The 23,600-nt window shown below is 40.4% G+C and carries 20 protein-coding genes; 11 read left to right on the plus strand and 9 right to left on the minus strand.

What is annotated here, in order from left to right; all coding sequences use genetic code 11:
• Positions 1-17: 17 nt before the first annotated feature.
• From ACXAGK_RS07435 to ACXAGK_RS07475, 9 genes are all read left to right on the plus strand, one after another.
• Complete coding sequence (locus ACXAGK_RS07435) at positions 18-1,037, plus strand: hypothetical protein (RefSeq protein WP_474855314.1); 1,020 nt, start codon at positions 18-20, stop codon at positions 1,035-1,037.
• Positions 1,034-2,485, plus strand: coding sequence for an oligosaccharide flippase family protein (locus tag ACXAGK_RS07440; protein WP_474855316.1), 1,452 nt, complete (start codon positions 1,034-1,036; stop codon positions 2,483-2,485). Before ACXAGK_RS07435 ends, ACXAGK_RS07440 begins: the two co-directional genes overlap by 4 nt.
• Entirely contained in the window at positions 2,473-3,267 is a 795-nt protein-coding gene (locus ACXAGK_RS07445; RefSeq protein WP_474855318.1) for a hypothetical protein, read from the plus strand. The genes ACXAGK_RS07440 and ACXAGK_RS07445 overlap by 13 nt, the downstream gene beginning before the upstream one ends.
• A 16-nt stretch (positions 3,268-3,283) precedes the next feature.
• Positions 3,284-4,153: a sulfotransferase family protein gene (locus ACXAGK_RS07450; protein ID WP_474855320.1), complete on the plus strand. Its 870-nt coding sequence runs from the start codon at positions 3,284-3,286 to the stop codon at positions 4,151-4,153.
• Positions 4,150-4,839, plus strand: a complete 690-nt coding sequence (locus tag ACXAGK_RS07455; protein ID WP_474855321.1) for a GDSL-type esterase/lipase family protein — start codon at positions 4,150-4,152, stop codon at positions 4,837-4,839. Before ACXAGK_RS07450 ends, ACXAGK_RS07455 begins: the two co-directional genes overlap by 4 nt.
• A 4-nt stretch (positions 4,840-4,843) precedes the next feature.
• Positions 4,844-5,968, plus strand: a complete 1,125-nt coding sequence (locus ACXAGK_RS07460) for an acyltransferase family protein (protein WP_474855607.1) — start codon at positions 4,844-4,846, stop codon at positions 5,966-5,968.
• A gap of 8 nt (positions 5,969-5,976) precedes the next feature.
• The gene (locus tag ACXAGK_RS07465; RefSeq protein WP_474855322.1) at positions 5,977-7,308 is read left to right on the plus strand and encodes an O-antigen ligase family protein; all 1,332 of its coding nucleotides are present in this window, start codon (positions 5,977-5,979) and stop codon (positions 7,306-7,308) included.
• Entirely contained in the window at positions 7,298-8,131 is an 834-nt protein-coding gene (locus ACXAGK_RS07470; protein ID WP_474855324.1) for a hypothetical protein, read from the plus strand. The genes ACXAGK_RS07465 and ACXAGK_RS07470 overlap by 11 nt, the downstream gene beginning before the upstream one ends.
• Before the next feature lie 74 nt (positions 8,132-8,205).
• Positions 8,206-9,498: a right-handed parallel beta-helix repeat-containing protein gene (locus ACXAGK_RS07475; RefSeq protein WP_474855326.1), complete on the plus strand. Its 1,293-nt coding sequence runs from the start codon at positions 8,206-8,208 to the stop codon at positions 9,496-9,498.
• A gap of 98 nt (positions 9,499-9,596) precedes the next feature.
• Here the strand turns inward: ACXAGK_RS07475 and ACXAGK_RS07480 are convergent, their stop codons facing one another.
• Genes ACXAGK_RS07480 through ACXAGK_RS07515 form a run of 8 tightly spaced genes read right to left on the minus strand, consistent with a single transcriptional unit; the run spans position 9,597 to position 20,354 of the window.
• Positions 9,597-10,595, minus strand: a complete 999-nt coding sequence (locus ACXAGK_RS07480; protein WP_474855327.1) for a sulfotransferase domain-containing protein — start codon at positions 10,593-10,595, stop codon at positions 9,597-9,599.
• 42 nt (positions 10,596-10,637) lie between these two features.
• Complete coding sequence (locus ACXAGK_RS07485; RefSeq protein WP_474855329.1) at positions 10,638-11,744, minus strand: glycosyltransferase; 1,107 nt, start codon at positions 11,742-11,744, stop codon at positions 10,638-10,640.
• Complete coding sequence (gene asnB, locus ACXAGK_RS07490) at positions 11,741-13,645, minus strand: asparagine synthase (glutamine-hydrolyzing) (RefSeq protein WP_474855331.1); 1,905 nt, start codon at positions 13,643-13,645, stop codon at positions 11,741-11,743. Before asnB ends, ACXAGK_RS07485 begins: the two co-directional genes overlap by 4 nt.
• A gap of 12 nt (positions 13,646-13,657) precedes the next feature.
• Positions 13,658-14,731: a GNAT family N-acetyltransferase gene (locus ACXAGK_RS07495; protein ID WP_474855333.1), complete on the minus strand. Its 1,074-nt coding sequence runs from the start codon at positions 14,729-14,731 to the stop codon at positions 13,658-13,660.
• On the minus strand, positions 14,731-15,747 hold the full coding sequence (locus ACXAGK_RS07500; protein WP_474855335.1) for a polysaccharide deacetylase family protein: 1,017 nt from the start codon (positions 15,745-15,747) through the stop codon (positions 14,731-14,733). Before ACXAGK_RS07500 ends, ACXAGK_RS07495 begins: the two co-directional genes overlap by 1 nt.
• A complete protein-coding gene (locus ACXAGK_RS07505; RefSeq protein ID WP_474855337.1) occupies positions 15,740-16,849 on the minus strand; it encodes a glycosyltransferase in 1,110 nt (369 codons plus the stop codon). The genes ACXAGK_RS07500 and ACXAGK_RS07505 overlap by 8 nt, the downstream gene beginning before the upstream one ends.
• Positions 16,850-16,851: 2 nt before the next feature.
• Positions 16,852-17,817 (minus strand): glycosyltransferase family 2 protein, encoded by a 966-nt coding sequence (locus tag ACXAGK_RS07510; protein WP_474855339.1) that lies wholly within the window; start codon positions 17,815-17,817, stop codon positions 16,852-16,854.
• Positions 17,814-20,354, minus strand: coding sequence for a hypothetical protein (locus tag ACXAGK_RS07515; RefSeq protein WP_474855341.1), 2,541 nt, complete (start codon positions 20,352-20,354; stop codon positions 17,814-17,816). The genes ACXAGK_RS07510 and ACXAGK_RS07515 overlap by 4 nt, the downstream gene beginning before the upstream one ends.
• Before the next feature lie 155 nt (positions 20,355-20,509).
• Here ACXAGK_RS07515 and ACXAGK_RS07520 point away from each other — a divergent pair, with 155 nt between their 5' ends.
• Both ACXAGK_RS07520 and ACXAGK_RS07525 read left to right on the plus strand, forming a co-directional pair.
• Positions 20,510-21,754 carry a TIGR03087 family PEP-CTERM/XrtA system glycosyltransferase gene (locus tag ACXAGK_RS07520; RefSeq protein WP_474855343.1) on the plus strand — a complete coding sequence of 415 codons (1,245 nt, stop codon included), beginning with the start codon at positions 20,510-20,512 and terminating at the stop codon, positions 21,752-21,754.
• Entirely contained in the window at positions 21,751-22,332 is a 582-nt protein-coding gene (locus ACXAGK_RS07525; protein ID WP_474855345.1) for an acyltransferase, read from the plus strand. Before ACXAGK_RS07520 ends, ACXAGK_RS07525 begins: the two co-directional genes overlap by 4 nt.
• Here the strand turns inward: ACXAGK_RS07525 and ACXAGK_RS07530 are convergent.
• On the minus strand, positions 22,307-23,416 hold the full coding sequence (locus ACXAGK_RS07530) for a GNAT family N-acetyltransferase (protein ID WP_474855347.1): 1,110 nt from the start codon (positions 23,414-23,416) through the stop codon (positions 22,307-22,309). The two genes, ACXAGK_RS07525 and ACXAGK_RS07530, sit on opposite strands and share 26 nt — an antisense overlap.
• Positions 23,417-23,600 lie beyond the last annotated feature (184 nt).

Consider the following 23,600-nt stretch of genomic DNA (forward strand, 5'->3'; position numbering starts at 1 on the left):
TTTTGAAAAGCATATATGTGGGTCCAGAGTCAGATAAGCCAAGCTTTTCTTGGGTTTCCAAAGATATCTTCGATACGCTTAAGGATGAATATAATGTTATTTATTTCAGAGCTTTTAAAGAAATTCCAAAAAGTTTTGATGGTCTTGTTTTTATAATCAAAGAGATGCCACCACTGTCTTTTTTTGTAAATAATTGGAAGAGCAGAAAAATCTACATACCTGTTGATTTTTTTAAGTCAGAGAAACACATTAACGACACATCCTTGTTACTGAAACTCTTTGACAGGATTGCGGTCCATAATGACTTGCTAAAGCGCTTCATAGACTCAGAGAACGTTTCAAATATAGATCACTATGTTAAATATCTCGTAAAACGTAAAGAGCCACAAAACACATACATGTGGCTTGGCGTTGTAGATTATATTCCTGACCTTTTGCGCAATTTGAGTAAATATCCAGTCCTGTCACAAATTCCGCATGTGTTTTTAACTGATCTAGACCATTTGAAAAAGTCATTGCACTCCGTTGTTGCAGAGGGGGAAGTAGGTCATAGCGTATACGACGTTGACGTGACGGAAGATAAGGTCTTCATCGGTAACTATTGCTTTGAGCAGTGGAGTGAGTCTCGTCAGAGAGCAGCCTTTGAGCGTTCGGCATTCGCAGTAGACTTTAAATCTGATCGTTTTTATCACTCAACAAAACCCCCGACCAAAGTGCAAGTTTACCTCGCTAATAACGTTCCTGTATTTGTTAATGATGAGCATTATGCGGTTGAATACCTACGCCAGTTTGGCTTTGATTGTTACACCATGTCCGATTTTGTATTCCCTCTCACAAGTGAAATGCTAACATGTCAATCCACAAAGGCTAGGCAGATGTGGAGTCTAGAATCTATCGCACATCAATACGTAAATCTCGCAAACCAAACACTGTCTCAAACGAGAAAAAGCTATTTCGGCTACGGTTCTATCGTATTTATTTTGATGGTAAAAAAGTTAGTGAAATTAATACAGTCGAGTTGGAACAAGTCGCAATGATTTTCTTTGATATAGCAAAAAGCTCAGGGATTATTACGGCACTCAATTTAATCAAACGATTTCTCTCTGTGTTCAGTTTGATTGTTCTCGCTAGACTGCTAGACCCTTATGACTTTGGTGTGGCTGCTATCTTGGCAATTGTTCTTTTCATATTTGAGAAAATAGCGTCAACAGGTGCTCTCCAATACATACTACAACTAGACAACGTAGGTGACCTTGACTTGAATTCAAGTTGGAGTTTGGATTTTCTAATAAAGGGGAGCCTTTTTATTGTACTGGTGGCATGTTCAGAATTTTTAGCCCACTTTTACGGTGACCCAAGCATTCGCCTTGCCTTTATTGTCGTTTCATTTAACCTCGTTATTAAATCCCTAAATAACCCAGGGATCCATTTGCAGAAGAAAAGCTTTAATTATAAATCAATATTTTATATTGGAATTATTCAAAAGTTTTCGTCTACAGTTGTTTGTATCTCCATTGCGTATTTTTATCAAAGCTATTGGGCACTCATAATTGCAGACTTGCTATCAAACGTGATAATGATGCTAGGCACATATTATTTCTGTAGCTATAGACCAAAATTCGATTTTACTAATGTCGCAAAGCAGTGGACGTTTTCAAAATGGATCATGCTCAAGAGTATGGTCTCTGCGGTAAAAGGGCAGATTGACGCAATTTGGATCTCAAAACTTTTTCCTGTCGAGTCAATGGGCTTTTTTCATGTCGCAAGAAACTTGTCAATGATGGCTAGTCAAGAGGTCATCAATCCAGCTATGGAGCCGTTAATCAGTGCTTTTTCAAAAGTTGGTGATAAAAAAAATGATGAGTTTACAGATAAATTTTGTGTCACGCTTTTCGTACTGTCGTTTATAATCGTTCCTCTTTCTTTTGGTATAGCTCTTTTTTCAGTTCCTCTCGTTCAGTTAGTGTTAGGTAATGGATGGGAGGTCACTGGTGAGCTTATGCAAGTGATGTCACTCTTCGTTTTTTCTTTTTCGATGATGATCTTTTTCAGCAACATTATTATTTCTAAAGGTGTTTCTAAACCGATATTTATTATTGATTCAGTGAGCTTTTTTCTTACCCTCATCACTTTTCTTATTTTGTCTTTAGAACCAGAGCTCAGTGATTTTGTGCTAGCTCGAAGCATAATTAGTCTCTTCACGCTATGTTTAGCGATTGGGTTTTCTTGTCGCGTTTCAAATATAGATTTTAAATCTATTTTCCTTTCGGTTAGCCCTGTTTTGGCTTCAGTGTCATTTGCTACATTAACTATTTTTTTTATTGAAAGTTATTTTTCGTTGCATGTCATAGTTAGTGTAGCCATATTCATGGCGTGTTATTGTATGTATTTGGTTGTGATGTATCTTTCATTTTTCAACAGATTTCATTTTTTTAATAAAATATACAAACGTTTAGAGGTTTACTATTTAGCATGGAAAAACTGAAGCTCGGCATTATTATACCTCTAAAATCAAAAGCTATCTCTAAGTGTTGGAAAGTAACCGTTAGATCCCTTATTTCAACGCTTAGATCTGTTTATGCTCAAGACAACGATAGTTTCGTGGTAGCCGTTGCCGGTCACGAAATTCCCCAAGAAATTGAGGATTTATTTCCTAAGTTGAAGGTCGTTAAAGTTGATTTTTTGCCACCGGACCGAAACGCACCTGACTTCAATCACAATAAGTTGATTCAAGATAAGAATTTAAAAATTGCTTTTGCTATGAGTGCATTGGTAAACAGTGGAGTTACCCACTGGTATGCTTTAGATTCTGACGATTTGTTATCGAGAAATTTTGTTTCAACGGTACTTAATTTAGTTGATGATAAGTCTGGCGCTGTAATCGACGGGGGCTACCTTTTATACCACGACGTACGCAGAGCAATACCATGCCAAGAAATGAGTCAACTTTGTGGATCAACTTCTGTATTGTGTGATGAGCTATTGGATATCCCTACAAAGCCTACGCTGGAGTCTATTGGCTTTATTCCATGGGCGAGATATCCGCATATGCAAATCCGCAATTTTTTTGAACAAGAGGCAACAGCACCTTATATTGTGATTGGAGCTCCAATCTTAGGCTATGTATTGGCCTCTGGTGATAACATAAGTGATAGATGGCGAGATAATTGGTGGAAAGTCGCGAAAGCAAAGATTAAACCATTCATCAAAGGTAAGAAGTATTCTCCATCCTTGTTGCAATCTTTCTCAATGAATAATCTAAAGTAACTAGAGAGTTTTTAAGATGTTATCGCCTTTATTTATCATGGGAACGCAGCGTTCTGGGACAACATTGTTAACCAGAATTCTATCAGCACACCCTGAAGTATTTATTCAAAACGAACTTGATTTGCCCAAGGTTTTTGAGGACTCGTCGTCAACTGAAGCGGTTATCAAGGGGATAGAAAAACAAATTTACATTGAGAATGGTTCTGAGTTAGCGAATTTGGTGAAAGCCGCCCCAATTTGGGGGCTAAAAGATCCTCAATTAACTGAATATATTGATGTATTGCGCAATTTTCTACCAGCGTCTAAGTTCATTATTATTGTTCGCGATGGGCGCGGTGTAACAAACTCCTATATGGAGAACAAATGGGGGCTAGGTACAAACGCCTATTATGGCGCACAGCGATGGAAGCGCGAAGTCGAGCAACAGCTTGAATTTATGTCTGAAATGCCTGAAAACTTTTTGTTTATACGCTATGAAGATATCGTTACAAACTTTAAACCTACACTTGAACAAGTTTGTCAGTTTTTGGAATGTTCACTTGCCCCGGAAATGCTTGAATACGACAAGCAAGCCAGCTATTACAACGTTCAGCGAGAAAATGTTCATACATTTAAAAAACCGGATAAAACACTGTCCGAGAAGTGGAAGTTTAAATTGTCTCAATTTGAGATTGATGTCGTTGAAAATGTTGCGGGCGACTTGCTAGAAAAACTGGGTTATAAAAAAATTGGCCAGCCTGTAAAATTATCTAAACTTCAGTTGTTTTATTTTAAATGGCATCAGAAAATTATTGGAGAGATTCAAATCCAGTACCGCTGGAGACAAGCGATGTGGCGAGCTAGGAAGCAGCAAAAAGAACGCAAGGAAAGATGGGATAGACAATGAAAAATATCCTTATTGGAATATTGATCGCTGGCATTCTCTTCGTCAGTTTCCTGTATTTAGATGCCAAAAAAATGCCGTCTCCACAAAGCTATTTCGTGCAGTCTACGCATGTTTTTTATAAACGTTTAGATCGTCAATACTCTCACAGGACAGTGCTATTTATCGGTGACAGCTTGATTCAAGGCTTAGCAGTATCAGAAATCTCAAAAGATGCCATTAATTTTGGAATCGGCACCGACACTGTGAGTAACGTCCGAGCGCGATTGAGTGATTATAAAAGCACAAGTAACACTGATTGTATCTTTATAGGTGTGGGCATAAATGATCTTATAAGAGGTCAATCCTTAGCCTCTACGTTAAGTGAGTTTTCTCTATTACTCGCCTCACTTTCGGATCACCCTCGCGTTATCGTAGGTGAGTTGTTGCCTGTGAACAGCCTGTCCGCCAAATTGAAACGTATAGCTGGAGATATTTCGGCGTTTAATTTAATGCTCGCAGAAGAAATTGACAAATATGACAACGTTTCACTAGTGAAGCAATATGATATTTTCCTTGATGATGGGAATGAGTTGTCTACCATTTATCATGTTGGTGATGGTTTGCACTTAAATACCTCTGGTAATAAATTATGGATTGAACATTTGAAGCGACAGCTACCCCAGCATCATTGCGAAGTAGAGACGTAATGTGATGAGCAGTGAAAAACATCATTTTAAACCTTTGACTTGGTTGAGAGGAATAGCTGCGTTACTCGTTGTGATTTCGCATAGTCTGAGGGCGACTCAAGATACCTATTTATCAAAAGATGAACCCGTAAATTGGTTATGGCTAAAGGTCTTCGATTTAGGCACGTTTGGCGTGCTTTTGTTCTTTACTCTTAGCGGTACGACACTTTATCTAAGCCATACAAGTAGGGCGACCAAGTTAAATGTTTTTCCTTTTTACATCAAACGCTTCTTCAGAATTTGGCCAGCATTTGCTTTGTCATTGTTGGTTTATTTTGTATTTTCATTTGCATTTAGAGAATTCTATGGAGTAGCTACTGGCAATTGGATAGAGCGGCAATTCTTACAGGTACCAACCCCAACTGATTTTCTTAATTATTTAACACTGAGTTTCAATATTTCTGGTCAGCCGGGTTTGTTCAACAATGCCTATTGGAGTCTACCTGTTGAGTTCCAATACTACCTGTTGTTTCCCATTATGCTCTTCTTAATCCCTAAGCTGAAATCACTTTCACCAGTTTTAATGGGCGTAGCCTTATACATGGTTTTCAAGCTGGATTTAGGTATATTTAAAGACCAAAGAGTCTTTATGCTGGGCTTCACCTTTTGTGGTGGTGTTTTACTCGGGTATCTTTATAGAAATTATGAATTGCGTTTAAACCATTATATCGGAACAATCACATTTGTTTTTTTGTTTGTGTCAGCTTCAATAGTGAGTAATGGGTTTATTGAGATTCCAGACCTGCCCGTTATCTCAAACATTTGGGTAATGTTAGGACTCATAGCGCTATCAGTTGTGGCATCTATTCTTTTCGCAGAGGTAAAACTACCGAGAATATTAACCAGTCAGCTATATAAAATGGGTGAATATTCTTACAGCCTCTACCTTTACCACAACTTACTTATCGGTTGTGCCGTTTTGTTACTTATCTACTTTAGTGTGACTGATTCTGTACAGCGCTATTTCGTGGTCATTACATTTGGTGGCTTCGTAAGCTTGTATGTTGCTCACCTTTCGTACAAATATATTGAGTTACCTTTTATGAGAATGGGTAGTAGATTGAGTACTTTGGATAGATTGAATAAATAAGACCTTAAATGATTAATATCTTACTGTTTTTAGGAAGCTATGCCGGCGGAATATTGTACGCAATTTTAGCTTCTCCAATGTTCATATTTGCGGTTTATCAGGCAGTCTATTTTTATAATCCTCAAAATAGATGGTGGGGCTCATCTGTACCAAACTTGCCTTATTCATTTATCGTGGTTGTGGTCATGGGACTACTATTTGCCAAGTCTTTTGGTAAATTTAACCAAAACCGTCTAGTTCAAATACCACAGTTTAGATGGATGTACGTGCTACTGCTACTCTATGGCATAGCGTCTTTTTACGCGGTGCTCCCCATTGGGCATAATCAAGCACTTGTCTTTTACTTTAAGCTAATGCTAATTATTAGCATCGCATTCAAGATGTGCGAGTCTGATAAAGACCTTAATATTATGATGTACGGCTATATATATGGAGCTTGGTACATAAGTTTTATGGCGATGCAAAAAGGAAGAAACGGCGCCGGCCGAGTTGAAGGTATTGGCACGGTTGATTCACCAGATGCTAATGGCTTAGCTGCTGCGATTGCGCCTAGTGTGGTACTGTGTTTATATTATTTTTGGACAGCTAGCAATAACAAAATTCGCCTACTAATAGCCATAGCGGGCGCGTTTATTGCTAATGGGATCGTCTTGATTAACAGTCGGGGAGCTTTCTTGGCAGTTGCTTTGAGCTGCGGCCTCTTTATGTGGCACATGTACTTCTCTAGTTTTCAAAGAAAGTATCAGAAAGCGGCAGCCGTAGTCATTACGTTGGCGGGTCTAACAGGTGCTGCTGTAATTGTTGACAAAACTTTTATCGAACGTGTATACACTATGACCACCCAATCAACCAAGAATGTTGCTCAAGAATCGGGTGCGACACGATTCATTTTTTGGCAGTCCGCGTGGGAAATGACTAAAGACTATCCTTTTGGTAACGGCTTTCAAGGGTTTAACGTGTTTGCCCCTATCTATATACCAGAAGGTGTAGATACTGGAGAAAGCCGGAAAAGATCGGTTCATTCCACGTGGTTTGAAACGTTAACTGAAGTTGGCTATTTAGGTCTGTTCGCATTTATCATGATGTTATATGCCTGTTACCGAACCTCTAATATTACCAAGAGAGCATTAAAAGAACGCGTTGACGTAGACAACTACTTTAAGGTGATAGCGCTTCAATGTGCGCTTCTGGCCTTTGTCGTCGCGATGACGTTTATGAATCGGATGAGAGCTGAAATATTGTATTGGTGTGTATTGTTTATCGCCTGTGCTTATAATATCTACGTCGTGAGATACACCGCTAACCAAGAAAAGGCATCGTTAGTAAAAAATGAGAATTAACCTCTACACATATATCGCTGTGGTATTGATGACCTTAGGTTTAGGGTTATTCAGCGTGAATATTTACGGTCTTTTCAAGGATGTGAGACCTTCCGTATTTTTTGATGATGAATTGCGGTTTAAAAATGATATTACACTAACGCGAGAGGAAACGTTTACTGCTATTGAACGAGCCGAAGGGGAAACAGACAAAGAATATGCTGAGCGAATTACAAAAGTTATCGGTAGTGGCTTAGCGCATATTCATTGGCGCAGATATGATACTAAGAAGTTCAACCAACTTGTCCCAATATGGGAGAATTACTTTCTAAATTTTATGGGGAGATTCTCGGGGATTCCCGAATACGAAAGGTACCATTTCGCAAATTATGAAAAAAGCCTTAATAGAGGTATTGGGATTTGTGGCGATGCTTCTATGATAATGTCCCAGCTATTAGACAGGCAAGGAATCCCCAATCAACTACTGACATTTCCAGGTCATGTAATTTTAACCGCGACGTTTGAAAACGGTGAAGAGTTAACATTTGATCCCGATTTTGGCGTTCCGCTCAACTTCAGTCCTGTAGAGCTACAATCTAAACCGGATATCGCTGGCGAGGCGTACGCAAATGCGGGTTATCCACATAGTGATGTCATAACAATGAGCAAAATATATGACAATTCATTTAAACGTTGGGATGGGGTGTCGCACTTTATTACTAAAAAATACTATTTTGAGATTGTCGCCTATTGGCTTAAATGGCCATTTCCCATAGCGATTATATTGCTGTCTGGTTATTTATTTCATTTATCAGCAAGAAAGAGTGAGGCCTCTTTCTGTTAAGCTGAATTATCTGTCTTAGAACTAGTCGATTGTGTTCACATGTAACGTTTTTGTCCAAGGAAGAGCGAATATCTATGGCTTTCTTTAAATTATTCATTAAAAAGTTTTTGATCGGAATTGCTCAAGGACTAGGTATTGCTGCTGGATTGGGTGCGGTAGCTATTATTGGCTTTTTTTTTAGATCGGATATTAAAGCCATTATTTCTGGTTTAACTAGTCCAAATTCTAGTATTGTGTCCAATGTTGATATATCCACATATCAACCTGCTGAAAAGCTTGGTAACCCTCATGAAGAGCTCATAGTTAATCAACTACAGATTACGGTTCCCGAAAATTACGACAAAAAATATGTCAATTCATCTGAGCAGCTGCTTAACGTACTGGAGCGCACCAATGGTAATGTGGCGATATTTGTTGCTCCTGGGACGTATGATTTAACCAAAACATTAGTTTTTAATAAGCCAAATATCATGTTGCTGTCTGAAGTCGCTGATAAGAATTCAGTGATTTTTAATGGTAAGGGAATGAGAAGATCTAAGAATGTTGAGAACTTGATAGACATAAAAAGTTCAGGCGTGGTCATTGATGGAATCACGATGCAAAATGCGGGTAATCATATTATTCAAATTCGTTCTGAGCGCAATGCAGACTTTCCAATTATTCGTAATTGCACCATAAGGGATAGCTATGAACAATTAGTAAAAGTCAGCTATGACAAACGAAACAAACCCAACATTCAGTCTGATTCGGGAATCGTTGAGAATTGCCTTTTTGAATACAGTGCGGGAATTGGCCCCAACTATTATATTGGTGGTATAGATGCGCACGGAATCAGAAACTGGGTGATCCGAGGGAACGTATTTAAGCATATTGCGAGCCCAAGAAATCGAATTTCCGAGCATGCTATACATTTATGGAACAATACCGAGAATAATGTTGTTGAAAACAATATCATCATTGATTCAGATAGAGCGATTGGTTTTGGAATGAGAAAACGCGTCAAAGGGGATGAAAATAAATACATCAAATTCTCAAATTTTGGTGGTACTATCAGGAATAACTTCATTTATCATTCAGACAATCAAGACCCTTTTGGAGATACCGGAATAGTCTTAGAAGATAGCCCTAATACCTTGGTAGAAAACAACTATATCTTTATGGAACATTCATATAGAAGAGCTATTGAATACCGATTTACACCAACACAAGATGTGGTAATCAAGAATAACCATGTTAATAGGCTAATATCATCAAGAAATGGGGGCAGAGCTGACTTGGTTGACAACTCAGAAGAGCTGTCCAAGACTGACTTTTTATTAGAAATTCATGAGTTTAGCGTGAAACACAATATTCAATTTACATACTAAAAAGCGTTTAGATATCGCCTGAGCTACAGCGTTTAACGTGGCTACCAGAAGTAAATTTCTTGAAACACAAGTGAAGTTAACTGACATCGTTATAAGCTTTATGCTTTTAGCTCACTCAGTTTTTCATACAACGTGCTACAGTAAGAATCAATAAGGTTTATTTCTTTCTGTGTAAGCTCGTCCTTCCACGAATCCTTATTAAAAGTGCTATCTCTATAAACACTATAGTATTGGTCGCCTGCATCTTTTAAATAGTTAGGCTTTTGCCCGGAACTCTGTGCGATGTAAATTTCTACTTCATCACATATCTCAAGATGTAGATTTGAAAAAATGCGCTCTATTTCTTTTCGAGGATTTTCCATGATTTCGTCGTAGAAATAAATTGAAGCAGAAGAAAACTCTGATTTTAATGCTAATGCTTTTTCGTGATACAGCGCCCAGTTAATCGCGTAATACTCTATATCTTTTAACTCGGTATCAAGTTTCTTATGACTTAAGTGTGTTTTAAAGTACTCGCTTTTTGAAGCTTCTATCCGTAGCCTATTCTTGACCTTATCAGGCATGGGACTCATTTTTTTCTTTTGCACTCCCTTAATATGAGAAAGAATGGTAGCTTGAGGCTTTCTCACTAGAAACAACAGTGCGTTCGGCTCTAAGCCGAGGATCATAGACCGCATATCCGTAAGTGATCGTGTTTCTTTAATTAAAACTTTCCAATCGGGATTGTTGCCTAGCCGATAAAGGCGATTGTAGAGGCCAGAAGCGCGGGGAAAGACTTTAGCGAGTGACCAGAAAAAATACTGAATTTTTGGAAACTTTCTCAACCCGTATTTCTTTTTAAAAAATGGGGGTTTGTCCGTTTCTACATGCGCTTTTTTAATCACTTTCTCTACGACGTCATAATCAGAGGAACTCAAACCATTTGCATATTTTAGTTTGGAGAAAACTCTGTCTCCCATCATGCCATGGTTTCTTCCTATAAGTTCATGTCTGTATATTACGCTTTCACTAGAATTTATTAAATTTGAAAACCATGTAGTGCCAGACCTTGGGAATCCCATTAATAAGAAAATAGGTATATTTTTATTATTGCCCATTTTTCATCTCACAAATTTTGATGCAAGTGCTCGCTAATTTCACTAGGACTCCAAAGTTCTACGATAAATTTTAGAATAACTGTCGAACATTTTTGTTGCATGGAAATGTTCGTCAAATCTGGGTTTTGCGTTATTTGAGAGTTTGACGTACAAGTCGTTTGATTGACTAATGGAAATCATCGCATCTTTTAATTCTTGTTCATTATCATTAGTCACCACCAATCCCGTCTCTAAATGAGCTACAATTTCTGGGTTTCCTCCTGCATTGGTAACAATACATGGCTTTCCGATAGACATGGCCTCTAGCAATGTAATCGATGTACCTTCACTTAGCGATGGGAGTAAAAATATGTCCATAATTGCCAGATAGTTGGAAGGATCTAACTTGTATCCTGCGAAGAGGACTTTTTCAGTAATAACTAATTGTGCCACTAATGAATTTAGATCGCCCATTAGCTCACCATCTCCGACTATTAACAAATAGGCGTTTGGTAGTATCGCGCTAACTTCGGCAAATGCGGTAATTAGCATTTTCTGGTTTTTTATAGGATCTAGTCTGGCAACGGTGCCAAAAACTAATGCATCTTGAGGTAGTTCAAGTTGACTCTTTAGCTGTGGCAGTTCTTCTTGGTTTGGGCGCAAAGGTTCAATGCCATTGTACACAACATTTACACTATCGAAGGGAATATATTCGTAAGTAACTAGGGCGTCTTTAGTTGCCTTCGATATGGCAGTAATGACAGAAGTTAACTTACATAAAACAGGGTTGACGAATTTTCGCTTCCAACTGCTCGAATCTGGATAAAAACGCCCGTGTTCAGTGAAAATAACCTTTGTACTGGTAAAGGCTGTTGCAATTGCGCCGTACACCCAGGGCGTGTATTGGTGACAATGAACGATGTCGATGTGATTGTCTCTTATATGCTTGCGTATCGCTTTGATAAGTAAAAGATCAAAACCCGGTTGGCGTGCTTTCACACTGATGGAGATCCCTGCTTTTTTAAGCTCTTCCCCCCAAGGTCCAAGGGGAGACTCAATACAAAATATCGACATATCAATGCTTTCATCAGTATTACTCTCAATGAGGTTCTTTATCACCATCTCGGTGCCGCCTATCCTCATGTCATAGGTGATATGAAGCACTTTCATTGCAAACCTCTTTCTTTATCAACGTTTACATAGCGGTTGTACCACATTTGGTACATGAGCATGCTCCAAAGCACTGTCCCGTGTTGGTGAGTCCCGTTTTGATGCTGTTGCCAGACTTGATTGACACTATCTCGGTCAAATATGTCGTAAACGCCATAGCTAGCATTAGATAGAATGGATTCCGACAGTGCTTTCAGCTCCCCTCTAAACCACTCATCCAGCGGCGTGCTGAAGCCCATTTTCTTTCTATACAACAGTGAGTCGGGAATAAAGGGCTTAAAGACCTCTTTAAGTAAGTATTTTTTCTCACCGTCCCAGTATTTCTGTGAAGAGGGCAGTGTAGCAGCGAACTCTGCAACTTGGTAATCCAGAATAGGCGCTCGTACCTCTAACGAATTTGCCATACTCATGCGGTCAACCTTTACTAAGATGTCGCCTGTCATGTAGGTCTTGATGTCGGTGTAAAGAATTTTGCTTAAATGGTCTGGACCGTCGGCTTTGTTATACATGTCTAAGGTATATTGACTAGGGTGGTAATCGGCGAGCTGCTGTGCAACTTCAGGCTTAACTAAGCTTTGCCACATTTCGTCAGTCATCATACTGTTTGTGATATAAAAGCCCATCGCCGGCTCGTGAGACAAGCTTGTAAGCAATGATTTGGCTTTTTTTCCGACCGTGCCTGGTACTTTTCCAGCCATTTTAGCCAAATGCGGAAAAACCGACTTTCGGACCGCTTCGGGGAATTTGCTTCTTAGCTTGTTTTCAACATCGTCTATCGAGTACTTTTCGTAGCCAGCGAACATCTCATCGCCCCCGTCCCCTGCGAGAGCAACGGTTACAGCCTTTCTTGCCAGTTCCGAAACGAAGAAGGTCGGCACTAACGAAGGGTCAGCAAAAGGCTCATCAAAAAAGCTGACGATATGTTCTAGTCTGTCGCTAACGTTTTGGTGAACGGTAAATTCATGGTGCTCTGTTTCGTATTTTTCAGCTATTTCACGAGCGAAATCAGCTTCGTTAAATGCTTTATCATCAAATCCTATGGTACAGGTTTTTACGGGAGTTTCGCTGGCTTGTGCCATCATAGCGACAACACCCGAGCTATCCACACCACCGCTTAAGAAAGCGCCAAGCGGAACATCACTGATCATTCTTTGCTTAGTGACTTTTTCAAGTAAGGTTTTTAACTGCGCTTTATTGGCATCCTCACTGGCACTTGTAGTGTTTTTAAAGCTCAAATCCCAATATTCATGAATGCTGAACCCGTCTTTATTAAGAATTAAATAATGAGCAGGTGGTAACTTGTGAATGTGCTTAAAAATACTCTTTGGGTCGGGAACGTATTGATATGCAAAGAAGTCATAAACGGCGTCTAAGCGAATTTCCCTCGGAATGTTTTCCAATGCCAATATAGCTTTAATTTCAGAGCCAAACGCAAATCGTCCATTATCATTAAAATAGTAAAGGGGTTTTTTACCCAGTCGATCCCGTGCAATAAACAGTTCTTGCTTTTTTTTGTCCCACAGAGCAAAGGCAAACATTCCGTTTAGTTTATCTAAACACTTGGTTCCTTCGCGCGCATACAGTTCTAAAATAACTTCGGTATCTGTATGGCTTTTAAATACAACACCAGCGTTTTCAAGCTCGGCTCGCAATTCAAGGAAGTTGTAGATCTCGCCATTAAAAACAATAACTAAGTCACCCTCTTTCGAGTACATGGGCTGATTGCCTGCTTCTGAAAGATCAAGAATACTCAGCCGCCTATGACAAAGGCCGATATGTTCATCAATATACATGCCGCTGGCATCTGGGCCTCTGTGATGAATAGCCTTGTGCATAGCCTCTAATGAAGTTTCACCGCCTTCGTTGAAATTAAAAAGGCTAAATCCTGCAATACCACACATGAATGGTTATCCCTACAAACTGATATAAGGTCGAAGAATAGACCCAGTTACAATGGTAAATTTTAAGGGAAGTTCACGCCAAATGTTTTCGGCTATTTCTCTTACCCTGCTTGAGCCTGACTCAGCGTCGCTTTTAGCGTTTATCAACTCATTATTTTTATCAAAACTCTGCCAGTTGAGCAGTTGAGGCTCTGCGCCCCATTGTTTTTTAAATTTATATGTACCTTCTTCAAAGGTTGAGCGGCCAAAGTCAAAAACTTTCACGCCATTGTCGGCGCAATGGGAAAGCAAAGACCAATACAACAGCATATTAGGAGCAAGGCGATTGAAGTCACGAAGTGTTGAGGCCCATGGAATAGAAGCGTTGTCACCCGATTTTATGATAACGCCACCACCAATAGGTTGGCCATCGTGATAAACCACGCTAATTAAACTACTTTGTCCGTAACTTTTTATAATTGCCTTAAACCATTTTTTGGCATGAACAGGAGAGCCGAGATCTCTCATGTTTTGAGCATATACGTTGTAGAAATCACTTACTAGGACGTTCGATGTGCCTAACTCAAAGGTAAGCCCATTCTTTTCCGCCTTTCTTATTTGGCTGCGTAATTTAGACTTGAAACTTGATAACAGTATTTCACTTGACTCAGGCAGAGGCAAAAGCATACGTACTTTTTTGCTCTCAAACTGGGTTTTGTCTAAAGGTGATTGTTCTATACCTCTAATTTCCAATTTTTTGGCTGTTACGTTTTGCATCTTTGCAGCAAGAAGCGCATGCATGTCATTTAACACCTTGTCGTTGTCGGCTAAGCCATAGCCTACATCGCAATAAGGTAAAGAACATATTTGCTTGCCCAGCAAAGGTATATTCATTAAAACAGCAGGGAAGACACCAACAACTTGCTCCGTATTAGCACATGTGGCAATAACGCCAAGCATTGAATGACCGTAAGCGGCCTTTACCGCTTCAAGCCACGCAAACTTGTGATAAGCGGAAGCATTTTTGTGTTGTGATACATAGGCATCCCACAAAGGTTTGTCGCTGGCTGACGCTATTCGTAACTTTGTATTTTGTTGTGCCGTCATTAATTTTGCTCACCTTTAATAACACCGCTTGAAGCGCTGCGGTTACTTAAATGCACCTTGGCTTCTGAGATAGTGCAAAATTTAACATTGGCATTTTTCGCTAAGTGTTGAGTAACAACCTCAATGCGCTGGCATATTGTTTCAAATGCATTTGGCCCATCTAAAAGGCCCGTTGCTCCGTCGATTAAGCTAGAGCTGTGTAAGTACATATGAATAACGGGTTGTTTTTTCAGAATACTTTTGTCGACTAATGCAAGCATGTCTTCTATTTCGGTAAGCTCTGGACTCAAATAAATCTTTCTTAAAAGTTTACTGTGCCAAAGCAGACCGACAGATTTAAACCAATTAAAAGGTGGTTTAGATAGTCGATTATGAATGCGTTCACCAAGAGAGAAGTTTTGAATATTAAACCCAGCAGTTACCGGAATTTCTAGCAATTGTCGCTGTTCTCCAGGCGCTAACGCATTGTCAAACGAAGGCCAATAAGGTGATTCTGGCGCGCCGAGGCAGCTAAAATAGTCGTTCCTGTAAAAGGGATAAACGCTTGAATCTACGACATAGCCTTTTGATGCGAGTAATCTAAGCATTTTGGCACTTACGCCCCATCGCCCGCTTCTAAAGGACTGTGGGCGAATGCCTACTTCGTCGTGTAAAAGGGCGTTTAGTGCATCGAGTTTTTGCTCAACTTGCTCTAAAGGAAGGTTTATGACGTGAGATTCAGCTTCTGTTGTCTTCCCGAAATAGGGTGGGTTACACCAAGGGTGTAAATGTGCGCCAATTTCGGCGCTATTGGAATGGGCGAAAGCGCGTAGCGTTTCGCTTCCAGTTTTGTTGCTTGCAACGGCGTAATCAACAAAATACGTAGGACGGATACCGAGGCTTTCACAGAAAGTTTGAAATTCAGGAAGTTTTTCAACGTTTTTAACTGAACAGTTATGCTGCGGGAACTCTTCGTCCCACTGCCACTCTTCTTCAGTATCAATCGTTAAAACAAATAGCACGTCCTGTTTATGCATTTACTTTCTCTTTCAGCATGCCTCTGAATAATTCAAGGTATTCATCTGCCATTCGCTTGGCAGAGAAGTTGGCTTCTACAAACGACTTTGAGTTTTGAGCTAGTGAGGTAGCGAGCGCTTTGTCATCTAGCAGCTTCTCCCAATCATTCTCAAGCTGATTAATGTCGTGAAGCGGCGCCAATAAACCAGACTCGTTGTGTGTTATTAGCTGGTCGATACCCGCAATGTCATAAGCAGATACTGGGATTTCCATAGCACATGCTTCCATTAAGCAGCGAGGGATGCCTTCAAGCGTCGATGTCATTACAAATAAATCGAAGTCGCGCAGGAGCTGCAACCTGTCGTTTCTAAAGCCTAAAAAATGAATGTCGCTGGCACTAGCCAGTGTTTTTGAATATGCCTCTAAACTGGGGCGGTCTTCGCCGTCACCCAGCAGTACTAATTCAATATCTTGCCGCTTTTTATATAAAGACTCGAAGCAGTCTAAAATTGCTTTTATATTTTTCCGGCTAATCATTTGGCCCACAAAGCCAATGGTCTTCTTTTCTTTTGGCTTGTCTGTTTTTGTTTGTCTAACGGCTTCTACTTCAGACAAGTCCACGCCATTTTGGATATACTTAAGCTTTTCCGGTGCGATATCAAATTTCTCTACATCACTCATTAGCTGTTTAGAAAGTGGAACAACTTTGTCGGCAAAGCGCATCGACTGACACCCTAACCAAATAAAGAGACGAAGCTTCAAGTCGGCAGCATTTTCAAAGCCGTGGGGGGTTACAACACACGGAATGCCTGCTTTTTTAGCCGCCATTACGCCAAGGATATCTGACTTATAGCCGTGAGTATGGATAATATCGATATCTTGTTCTTGAATTAAATCTGCTAATTTCGAAACCGCACGCAGGTCAAAACGGCCATGCATAGGAATGTGGTGCGTTTTTCCTATTGCTTTGAACTGTTTTACAAGTTCTAACTCTTCTGTACCAGGTTCTAAGGTAACAACAAGCTCACTTGAAACACTTCCTGGCAAATGCTTTGATAACGCTAACACCCATCTTTCTGCACCGTAAAAACCGGTTGAACAAATAAACTGTAAAACTTTCATTGTTATTTATGCGAGCTGGTACTAACAGCGCCGCGTACTCCTATTAATGTTCCAAGTGCTCTAGCCGGAAAATAAAGCAGATAAAAAAGTGAACAATGCCACCAAGTTACTCGCTGCTTAACAAGCCTTTTTAGTCGCCACGTGTACGCGGTAAAAGGCAGCAAAGCGCCTACTAACATAACTATAGCGACAATAGGTTGCGAGAATATTATCGCGAGAAAAGCCAGTAAAAGACCACCTGTAAATGCAAAAGGAACAACAAAACTTGGCCACTCTCTCAGCGGAATGCGCCTTCCTTTCAAAGATGCAATATTGGACTGGCCGCGCCATATCTCTTTTTTATACATCGGCGCGTAAGCTTTGTCTTCGCCAATGTGAATATACTGGGTTTGCGATGTGTAAAACAACTCACCTAATTCATTCACCTTATCAGTAAAGAAATAATCTTCACAAGTAAGAAGATGTTCAGGGAACTTACCTGCTGCCTCAAACGTTTTTTTCAGAAGAAATAGATTGCGGCCAGGTAGAAAACTCACAGGCACATCAAGTTCAGCATTGCTTAATGCCGTTCTTATTCTCTCTAAAGGCGGCGCGTTAGGGCTGTTAACCTGCATAGCGCTGGCTAAAACCGTATTGTCTCGCGTATTGAGAGTATCAATCATTACGTCTAGCCAATTCGATGCAAGTGCAACATCTGCGTCTAAAAATGCCAAGTATTTACCTGCCGCCAAGCCGGCACCCAGATTTCTAGAATGTGAAATCGTATTGTTTTCGTCGTTATATACAACACGCAAATTTACTGTTTCGATAAATGCGCTAAGCGTATTAGAAATTTCTTTATTCTGGCTTACCAAAATAACTTCGTATTGTTCTTTAGGCGTTGTTAAGCCCGCAATACTTGTCAGTGTTTCAATGAGCATGTCCTCACGACCCTTATGCGGAATGACAAAAGACGTATTAATACTCATGGTTTACCTAACCATTTTTGAAGTTGTGGAAAACGTTTCACTAGCTGTTTTCTCTCTCTTGACGGAGATAAATCGATAAGGTTAGACAAAAGAAAACTCAATGAATTGGATTTCTCTGTTAAGGCCTGACCTTTTTGTGTAGAAGTCGATGAAAGAGGGCGGGCAGCTTGCTTAAAACCGGAGTAATGACCGTTTTGCATCATTAAACAAAGTACGCGCGTGGTACCCGTTTCTGTACTCGTACTAAGGCGCTGATAAATTGTATCTGCTAGTTGTTCGGCTTTTTGTTCAGCAAGCGCACGTTGGGCTTCAGTTAAATAGTTAGACGCAAAGTGCAGTACGCATAGTTTTCTTAGGTCTTGCCCACTCCATGTTTGGTTCGGAAACTCAAGAATGTCAGGCTTATCCAAATAAGCGTATTCGTTCACTGCCATCCAATTGGCATAGTGAGTAAGTGAGTCTACTGCATATTGATAGCTCGAGTCACATTCACAGCGCTGTTCTTTAAGTGATATAAATCGGCAAACGGCTTGTAGGAAGACAGTATAAAACCAAGTCGCTTCGACATTATCCAATTGTAATTGGTCGAAGTCATCGGTGGGGGAGACCGTGTGCGCAATAATAAAGGCCGCGGCGTCAATATCGCTATCACAACCTTGTAGTTCGTATCTATCTAACCTTGCTTGCAGGTAGTTACCCGTGCCTCTGTCTAAAGGGTACTTCCCTGTTTTTACATTTTTAACACCAGGAATATCGCTATTTTTAAAAGCTAGTAGGGCACCTACAAACGTACCGTCGCCTTCATAATAATTGGTTACCCATTGTGTAATAGATAGTGCTGCGTCTCGAGACGGTGTGTAGCCAGTAAGCAAATAATGCAAAGTGAGACCATTGGTATAACAATGTTGCCCACCCGGACCGCCGCCTCCAGCATGATCATCGTAAACACCAGACGGCTGATGTTTAGAGTACGTTCTATGAGAAGCGGTATATGCCTGAACATAATGGTCGGTATGCCAAAACAATCCGCCGCTATACTCGGGCTTATCGTCATTGGTGTGATAAACATCAATATCTGCAACATGCTTGGCGAGGTCATCGGCGAGTTCAAACCAACGGGAGTCGCCGCTTAACAACCACTGCATCAGCATTCCAAATATGGGGTCGTATTGATTGTTGTAATGTGACACGAAAAAGTGCTCGTCAGGTGCGAGGGCCTTTTCGTGATCAGCATACAGCTCACCAAAATGTCGCCATCCAAACTCGTCGATATCAAGCCGCTTTTGATAAAAAGAAGACGGACCTTCAATGCCACTTTTTATAAGAGAGTCAAACTCGCATGGTTTAGAAGGGAGAAAAGGCAGTACAGATGCCTTTCTTAACCAAGCGCTATCAATGACTACCTGTAGCGATTGCATTTCAAAAGGTGCGATTGAGATACATCGTGTTTTTTGCTCACCTGGTTGAAGTTCAGTACATTCACTATGCCTTGAACCTAATAAGCTAACGCTTAGCGTGTTTGCTGATAAATGTGCTGAAGAAGGAAAATTTTGCCAAAACTTATCAACATGAATACTAAAAGTGCTACCGCTGTCTGAGATGGTGATATGCGGCTGCGCTTGGTCACCTGAAAGCAATAATTGGTTTGGTTGGTATAGCTTAAAACCGCGAAACGGAAGCGAGTTGACGTTGTCTTGATTTACATGAACAGGACTTTGCCAGTTTTCAAAACCACTGGAAGCCTGATGAAGTGTCAGCTCTTCAAGTTCAGATGAACTGAAGGCATCAGAATTTAGCGTAAGCGTCGACTCTAGCGATTTACCTTTGAACGAGATACAACATTCTTTTAAATAAACACTGTTTGGGTCGCCCAAATCCCACTTCCCATTTGGGTGTGACGCAGCGCTTGGGTTTCGCATGGTTAAATGAGCACAAACCGTTCCAGTACTAAGGAAGATTGACGCTTCTGTTTCAACAATCAGCTTTTTATCGCTGCCAAGCCTAATTTCGTATTTTTGTTCAACGGTTAATGCGCTGTATTCGTTGTTATTGCAATGAAGAGCATACGAGAACGCGATGGGTGTTATTGATTGAGGAGTAACATCAACGATGTCGAACGAACTGGAGAAGTGCTTGTTCGTTGCAAACTCAAAAGGTTTAGCCTTCTTAATCGTAAATGCTTTGCCATTGCGCAGTGATAGTGAAAGCGCCTCATCGTTATTAATCACAGGAGGTGAAAGCGTTTTTGACGGTGAGTCGTTCTCAACCGCGTCTAACGTCAGAACTATTTCATCGCTTGCTGAATGGTGTTGAAGGTCAATTAAACCTTCACATAGCAACCACTTTATCGAACCATCTGGCCACAGCTGAGAGGTTTTGATAAAAGATGCGTCAGACAGAGAAACTCCGTTTGCGGAAAGCCGTAATTGAATGACGGCGGGCCACATTCCCTTAGGGCAAGGTATTCCTATTTTAAAATGTCCGCGCTTCTCTTTGGCCAAAGAGGCTATCGGGATAGTTCCAACCGTTTGTGTCATTACTGCTTTCTTTGATTCTTCCGTGAGCAATGTTCTCGATGAACATATGCATAATGGCACTAGTATGCCAATGGAAGTGCCTCTTGTGTAGCCTTCATCGCTAATTTGTTGCTTTGACCTTATATTTGCTTCGAAGTAGTATGGCAACAGGATAAATGAAAACACTAAAGATAGCTTGGAAGGCACTGATGTCGAAAGTTTGCGTGTTGTCGCAACGAGTACCCTATCCCCCGAATAAGGGGGAGAAACTTAGAACCTATCATCAAATCGAATTTTTAGATCGCTTAGGGTATGAAGTCGAAGTTTTTTCTCTCATAGAAACTGCAGAAGATAAGAAAAATGCCGAAGCGTTAGCCAAGCATCTTGGAATTTCGGTTAACTCTTACCAGTTAGGTAGTAAACTCACGCGTTATGCCTCGGCCTTACTGCAAGGTTTGCCGATAAGTGTTGGGGCGTTTTACTCAAAAACACTTCAACGTGTTATTGATGAAAAACTGAAAGAGGGTAACGATGCGCTGCTTCTAACCGCGTCGAGTTTAAGCTATTACATCTTCAACTCGCCTTATTACAACAATACCCATTGTCGCTTGTTCATGGACTTTATGGACGTTGATTCAGACAAGTGGGCACAATATGCAGATTCTTCTTCTTTCCTAATGCGCTGTGTATACCAGCGTGAAAGCAAGGGTATAAAAAAGCTTGAGGCTAAAACAAACCAACGGTTTGATGAGTGCTTTTTGATTGCAAGGGAAGAGGCGCAGCTATTTAATTCTTCAGTAGACTCATCGAAAGCGATAACAGTGCTTGGAAACGGGTTAGACTTCGATGCGTTTTATCCTGCGAAAGCGCAGCCTTGCGCGGCAACAATAAGCACTGCACCGCATTTCTTGTTCACGGGCGTGATGGACTACAAACCTAATGTAGACGCGGTACTTTGGTTTGTTAAAAATTGCTGGCCACTCATTCGTGAAAAGGCGCCGAATGCAAAATTTACCGTGGGTGGTATGAACCCTGTTGAAGAAATAAAGGCGTTGTCAGACCGCGATGGCATAGATGTCACGGGGTTTGTCGATGATATATTGCCTTATTTTCACCAAGCTCATGCGTTTGTTGCGCCATTTAGGTTGGCAAGGGGCGTACAGAACAAAGTGCTTCAAGCTGCAGCATGTAAACTACCAATAATAACCACGTCTATGGGAGCAGAAGGGGTCTCGTTTGCCAATGCCGACAGCATGTGGATAGTAAATGACGTAGACAGCTTTGTAGCTGCATGCGTTGAAAGTATTGAGAACTTTGAGCTATCACAACGTAAAGCACAAGGTAGCTACCAAGCAATAGTTAGCGAATATAGTTGGGAACAGCAACTTAGTCCTTTGAAAGAGGCTATGGCTAAAACATGAAATCAATAATTAAAAAGAGTTTCTTTGCCCTTTGTGCACTTGTAATGCTCCCTTTTACGTTTTTGTATTTAATTATGTCTCTTGTAGCAAACAAAGACTCGTTGCTTTCCTCTTTTAGCCAGCTTCTATCACTTATACCCGGTCAACTAGGGTGTTATTTACGTTCGGGCTTTTATCGCTTTGTAATGACTTCGTGTGCGCCAAATGTGCTTATTGGTTTTGCAACCTTGTTTTCGCAACAAGACACTGAGATTGGTGAGGGTGTGTACATAGGGCCGCAGTGCAACATTGGTAAATGCGCTATTGGCAAAAATACATTATTGGGCAGTGGTGTACATATCATGAGCGGTAAAGGCCAGCATAACTTCTCTGACCCTGAGAAGCCGATTAAGGATCAAGGCGGAGTATTTACCAAAGTCACTGTAGGAGAAAATTGCTGGTTAGGTAATGGCGCTTTAATTATGGCGAACGTAGGCAAGGGGAGTGTTGTAGCGGCAGGTTCCGTAGTAGTTGACGATGTACCTGACGGGGTTATTGTTGGAGGGAATCCAGCTAGGGTTTTAAAAAAGCGACACTAAGTTTTTGCTTTAACAACGTAGCTATGCGGATGGCAATACCAACTGGCGTCCTTTTTATCAAGCGGAGGTTGTAAAAACTGTATTCCTTATTCGAAAGGCGTTTTTTGTAAGTTGCTTCTCCACCCATAAAATCGTATTCACGTACTCCAAGTTTAGAAAATTCGAACATTGCAATAATGTGTAACATCAAACCTGGTTTAACGTGTTTATGTATGTTTTCCATTTCTAAGCCTGCACAGTAAAAATAAACCTTGTTCGTATCAATTAAGTAGTACTGAAAGCCGAGAACTGTCTCTCCAGCAGATAGCTTGGCAATTCGTATTGAACTTGAATATTTACGAATCAAAGTTTGATGGTGGTTGACAAATTTATCATTGTCAAAGCCACTTCCGAAAGGAGTAGCTTGCCATTTTCTCTTATGCAATTCTGAAAGATGTGTAAAAAAGGGCTTTAAATTTTCCTTATCCGCAAATTCAAAGTTCAGTGGCCCGTAGAATTGAGTTGCTTTTTTAGTCGACCTGTTAAATTCGTTGCGCACGCCTGAGGAAAAAGCTTGTAAAAAAGCCTTTATATCGTTTTGAGGTTGGAGTCGCATTGAGTACGCTTTCACGCATTCAACCTCAGATAAAAAATTCATTTTTGCATGGCTATTTCCAAGCCAATTATATCGGCTTTCTGCCATCTGTATTTGAAGGCCTATAAATCTTCGATCGCGATATACATAAGCGAGTAATGTATCAATACATTGTTTTCTATCCGCTTTGTCGCAAATGACGCAATTATATTCTATCCACACCTGATTTTCTTTAGGACAGGAAGACTTATTTACATCAAATAAGGTCAATGTCGGCCATACTTTATTGAGGGAGAACTCATCAAAAAAAACAAGCCCAATATCTTGCTCTTTCGTTTTTAGGAAAAGCATTCGGGGTGAAGTAGTCAGGGATGAGAGCCAAGCATCAAACCAAGCGTAAGTTAAGAAAAAGCTGTTAGAAGTAATGTTTGAAAAAAGAGTTTGTAACCGTGCATTATACGATTTATCGTAGACTAATTCTTCTATGCAGATTTCCGTATTTGACCTCACGTTGTAATACTCATTCCTTGTAAAAGCACTGTTATTGGAGAGGTTAGCATTATATGGTTTTAACTGGAAGGCGCACTCGATTCTCAACACTGGCGTTTTAACCGTTATAGTAAGCGGCCTTTTTGTTTACTAGTAAAGTTAAAAATTACAGTTTTTTGCTTTTGTAGAGAAAACAGAACAATTA

Source organism: Alteromonas sp. ABM1_013, assembly GCF_056160505.1.